General features: G+C 57.9%; 4 protein-coding genes and 1 pseudogene. All 5 read right to left on the bottom strand.

What is annotated here, in order from left to right; all coding sequences use genetic code 11:
- Positions 1-484: 484 nt before the first annotated feature.
- Positions 485-1,296, bottom strand: a pseudogene (locus tag P0D89_RS51025) (IS110 family RNA-guided transposase); the annotation flags it as partial.
- 272 nt (positions 1,297-1,568) lie between these two features.
- Positions 1,569-2,288: an IS6 family transposase gene (locus tag P0D89_RS51020; protein ID WP_408370486.1), complete on the bottom strand. Its 720-nt coding sequence runs from the start codon at positions 2,286-2,288 to the stop codon at positions 1,569-1,571.
- A gap of 270 nt (positions 2,289-2,558) precedes the next feature.
- Positions 2,559-3,887, bottom strand: a complete 1,329-nt coding sequence (locus P0D89_RS51015) for an IS4 family transposase (protein WP_408370480.1) — start codon at positions 3,885-3,887, stop codon at positions 2,559-2,561.
- Between the two features lie 202 nt (positions 3,888-4,089).
- Entirely contained in the window at positions 4,090-4,230 is a 141-nt protein-coding gene (locus tag P0D89_RS51010) for a hypothetical protein (RefSeq protein ID WP_408370482.1), read from the bottom strand.
- Between the two features lie 93 nt (positions 4,231-4,323).
- On the bottom strand, positions 4,324-4,533 hold the full coding sequence (locus tag P0D89_RS51005; protein WP_408379321.1) for a hypothetical protein: 210 nt from the start codon (positions 4,531-4,533) through the stop codon (positions 4,324-4,326).
- Positions 4,534-4,650: the final 117 nt, after the last annotated feature.

Genomic DNA, 4,650 nt, shown 5'->3' with positions numbered 1-4,650 from the left:
TCGAGGGGCGAGTGAAGTCGATATGCGAAGTACTGCTCATATTGCGTGGTCGTAAAATTGATCAGCGGCGGACGGATGGGTTCCGCGAGCCCACTTCATCTGTCCTTAGGTGAGTAGCCCACGGGAATCGCACCCGCACGCCCTCGCAGGTAGGGTCGAGAACTGGCGCGCGCACCGATAGGCGCCGGTGGTGATTCCACCGCTTTGACGATGGCCCGCAATCCGGCAACCATGGTCACGTTTCCAGCTCACGCCACGTCGAACGCAGCGGGCCGATTTCCGGCACTACGCTCTCCTGTGTGCTTCATGTCAAGATTTGTGGGACCTATCATGCTGGGCGCGCTTTCGGTGCGGCAGCACGACGAACACGATAGCCGTTGAACAGCTTCAGTTCCTCATACAACCAGCACCTACTCCACCGTTTCCAGCCGAAGTCCCGCCGATTCCGGGAGCGCCCACCTGGCGCCTGATCTTCTTTTTTACCGCCGCGCTTGCTGATGCCCAGCAGGTGCGGTGTCCCGCCTGAGGAATGCTGGCGCGGGACCAGACCCGGCCATGCAGCAAGTTCTCGGCCGCTGCGAAAGGCTCGAGCGTTGTCGATTGAGGCTGCCAGGGCCGATGCGGTGAGCGGGCCGATTCCGGGTATGGTTTCGAGAAGTTGGCCGGGCGCATCCGTACGATGGATCGCGCGGATACGTCCTTCCAGTTCAGTCACCCTGTTGCCAAGTTCGTGCAAGTGCTCAACAAGCATCTGGATTAACGCCCGGAATGGCTCGCAAGGCTCACTATCGCGACTGGAAAGAGCTGCTATGGCCCGCTGCCCCAGCAGCGGGATATCTTGTGGCAGCACGATGCCGAATTCACCCAGAAGTCGACGAATCTGATTGGCCAGTGCTGTGCGTGATCTGACCAGTCCGGCGCGTGCGCGATGCAGCGATAGAATTGTCTGTTGCGCCTGCGTCTTGACCGGTACGAAGGGCATGTGGGGTCGTTGTATCGCCGCGCAGATTGCTTCGGCGTCGGCCACATCCGTCTGGTTGCTCTTTACGTAAGGTCGGACGAACTGCGGGACGATTAGTCGAACAGTGTGTCCGAGCTTCGCGAGTTCCCGGCCCGGTAGTGCGACGAGCCGCACGCTTCCATGCCAATGACACACGGTTCGAGCGCTGCGAAATACCGAAGTACATCCGTGCGTCTCAGCTGTTTGCGTACAACGATTTGGCCTTGCAAATCCACTGCGTGAACCTGCAGCACATTCTCGGCCAGATCCAGTCCAACAGTCACTATCTTCGTGATGAACGCTCCTTTGCCGTGGATATCACGACCTCTCTACTCTGGCGTAAACCTCTCGCTGCGTAGCGGGAGCCGTCGATCACATCAGAACCACAATATCCTCATAAGGACTTTGTATCGCCGGAATTCTACCGCGCGCCTCTTAACTCGACACACCGCACATACGCCCCATCTCGGATCGCGATGGCGCCATCTCCAAAGACCAATTTCCCGCTTGCGGCGGTTGTGGTGCAAACTCGGTGGGCTGGCGAGAAATCGCTCTTGCTTCGGATACCTCATCGAGCTGAAAGAACCGCCATCCAGATCGAGGGCGAAGCGGTATCTTTGAGGTGCATGCTGGTGAGATCGAACTGGCCTTCGCGAATTCGATGCATCAGTTCGATGCCGGAGAGGATAACGGCGGCGCTGCGGAACCGCTTGAACCCGAGCATCACGTTCACCCGTGATTTGATGTGGCGGTGATCCTGCTCAATCAGGTTATTCAGATACTTCGAGGATCGCAATTCCGTTCGCCTGGGTAGCGACCCGTCGGTCTTCATCTTGCGGACCGCCCGATGAGATGCCGCGTAGCCGTCCAGCGTGATCGTCTCAGGAGCGCGTCCCTGAGTCCTGATTGCCTTCGCGAAGAACGCCTTTGCTGCCGCCACATCGCGCCTGGCGCTGAGGCGAAAATCGATCGTCTTTCCCGCCCGGTCAACGGCCCCGTAGAGATAGGCCCATTTGCCGCGAATCTTCACGTAGGTCTCGTCGACTCGCCACGACTGACCGGCTGTCGTAGCCAACCGATTCCAGTGTTTGACGACCTCCGGCGTGTAGCGCTTCACCCAACGCAGGATCGTAGTGTGGGCGAGGGACAGGCCGCGCTCAGCCATCATCTCGACAAGATCACGCAGACTGAGCTTGTAGCGCAGATACCAACGCACGCAAAGGACGATGACTTCGCGGTCGAAATGACGCCCGTTGAACAACCATTCGAGATCTTTCAGCTTACTCATTGGCTCGTGGTCGTCAAAAGCTCGAGAGTAACAGACCAAGGCGCCGGAATTTGCACCACAACCATCGGCGATATCCTGCCAAGCCTGCATTGCCGGATTTGCCACGGCCGCCCCTCGATCGTGCGCCTGATGGAGAACAATTCCAGAAACGGGAAAGGGGAACCGCACGGTGGGGTGGTCGATCTGTCATCCGGCAATTTTGTAAAATTGTAAACAAGTTTGCTTGTGAAATTGAAAAAAAGAAAAGGGGGCCTTACGGCCTAATGCCGTTCAGTTAAGGTTTCTTTTGAGGACTCGAACGGTGTAACGAAACGGTCGCGATTTGACGGCCCGAGCGCAACTGCGCCCGCGCCGTTTCTCATTGGGAAGCTGTTTGAGCCGCTCGCGCAGGCGCTTGAGCAGCGCGGGCAGTTTGCCGTACGAGCGCGTCACGGCTGCCCATGTCATTTCGTACTGAATGGTGTGGAACGTGCGGATGAAGCTCAGCTCATCGGGGGCGTGTCCGGCCGCCAGCGCGGCTTTGGCCATCTCCAGACGTACCAGGTTATAGGCGATCAGTGCGCCCCAGAATTCCTGATAGACGCCTTCCACGGTCTGGCTGCGAAGCGTCAGCTCCATGCCCAGCATCGACTGCTTGAACTCGTGGTAGCTGGTCTCGATCTGCCAGCGACGCTCGTAGCACGCCACAATGTCGGCAGCCTTGAAACGTCTTCGATCAGTCAGGGACGTCAGCAGTGTGCGTTTGCGCCCACTTGCATCCACGGCGAGCACAGCGCGCGCTTGCCAGGATTCGGGCAGATCCGGGCACTTCGCGCGGGCCTGCGGTGAGACGCGCATACGCACGATCTGGTCACCGTCGCCCCCGCTCACGACCTCGCACCGCAGATTGGATTTGGCCGGAATGATGTAATGCCGGTTCTCGCCGTGCGAGACCAGATTGCACAGGAGTTGGGCCGACATGAACCCCCGGTCGAAGACGGTGATGGAATTGGCCGGCACACGAGCAATGAGCTCGCGCGCCGAGACCATTTCGTTGATGTCGTAAGGCCCGAACACAGCATCGCGCACCAGATGCGTGGCAAGCGCGGTGAGCGTAACCGCGCGCAGTTGCGGATAGCTGCCTATGCGGCCATGAGCGGCAGCAGAGGCGCCGAAATGCCTGCGATTGGCGGCACTGTCGGCGGTGCGCAGCGTGGTGCCATCCATCGCGAACAGCGAGAATCCCTTGAAGAGATAGTGGTCCTGATCCTGCGCAATCCAGTTTCTGGCTGATTCGTGAAACAGCCACGCCAGTGGCGCCGCGCCGACGCGCTGCCGTGCCTGGGTGATGGCGCTCTTACTGACAAACGACGCGTCGGCCACAGGTAACGCAAGGTCCAGTTCATCGACGACCTCGCTGATCGACTGGTGCCGGTACAGCGCGAGCGCGATCACAAGCCATACGACCTGCTGCGCGGGGAGCCGACGCCGACGAACGCTGGCACTGCCATTCGCCTGCACTGCAGACTCGATCCATTCGTACGGCAGATGCTGGCCCAGCCGTCCCCATTCGAGAGGTGGCTGTGAGTCGACAAGAAGGCGCAGATCATCAACCAGCATGGCGATGCAAGTTAACACCGCCACGCCCGGTTTACAACTACTTTGAGCAGCCAACAAAAAATGCCGTTCAGTCGCTTAACTGAACGGCATTAGGCCTTACGGCCCCTCTTTCTATTCCGCCTCCGGTCTGGCCTCTATTCAGACACTCTCTGTAATCTGTTAACGATTTATGTGTGTTGGCTTCCTTTAATTTTACTAATTATCAAACTGAGTGGATTTTTAATAACATTTTATAAAAACTATAAATATAATAAGCATCGTGGGGGAAGATGAAAATGCCAACTGGTGTTGCACGCAAAAGCTTATTTATAAGCGCTCTTTTTGCCATTCTGCTGTTTTCCATCAGTTCGTCCGTGAATGCGCAAAGCTGGGGCGATTGGGAGGGGTCGCACCATGATTTTCATCGTCATTTTGATAGATGGTGGATGAACCACGATCAGGGCGACAACCAAGGTAACAATTCGAACTCTTCCGGGAATTCGAACGGCGGCGGAACCGCGGCGGGGGGTAACGGCGGTTCGACAGGAAGTGCGTCGGGCTCATCGTCATCGTCGGGCTCGGGTGGGATAACCGCGTCAAGCGGTTCTAACAGCGGATCAGGCGGCACCACCACAATTTCAGGCAACAGCAGTTCGGGAAGCAACACAGTTAGCGGCCAGAACTGCTACACCACCGTCCACGGCGATGTAATCTGCACGAGTGACACTGGCACCGGCGGAATCAGTATCGCTTCCAGCGGCGACAGCAGCGCCAATACTGGTTC

The organism is Paraburkholderia sp. RL18-085-BIA-A (assembly GCF_046027075.1).
In the GTDB taxonomy this organism is placed as follows: Bacteria; Pseudomonadota; Gammaproteobacteria; order Burkholderiales; family Burkholderiaceae; genus Paraburkholderia.
The sequence above is the reverse complement of the archived record's forward strand: the minus strand, read 5'-3'. Positions and strand labels throughout refer to the sequence as shown.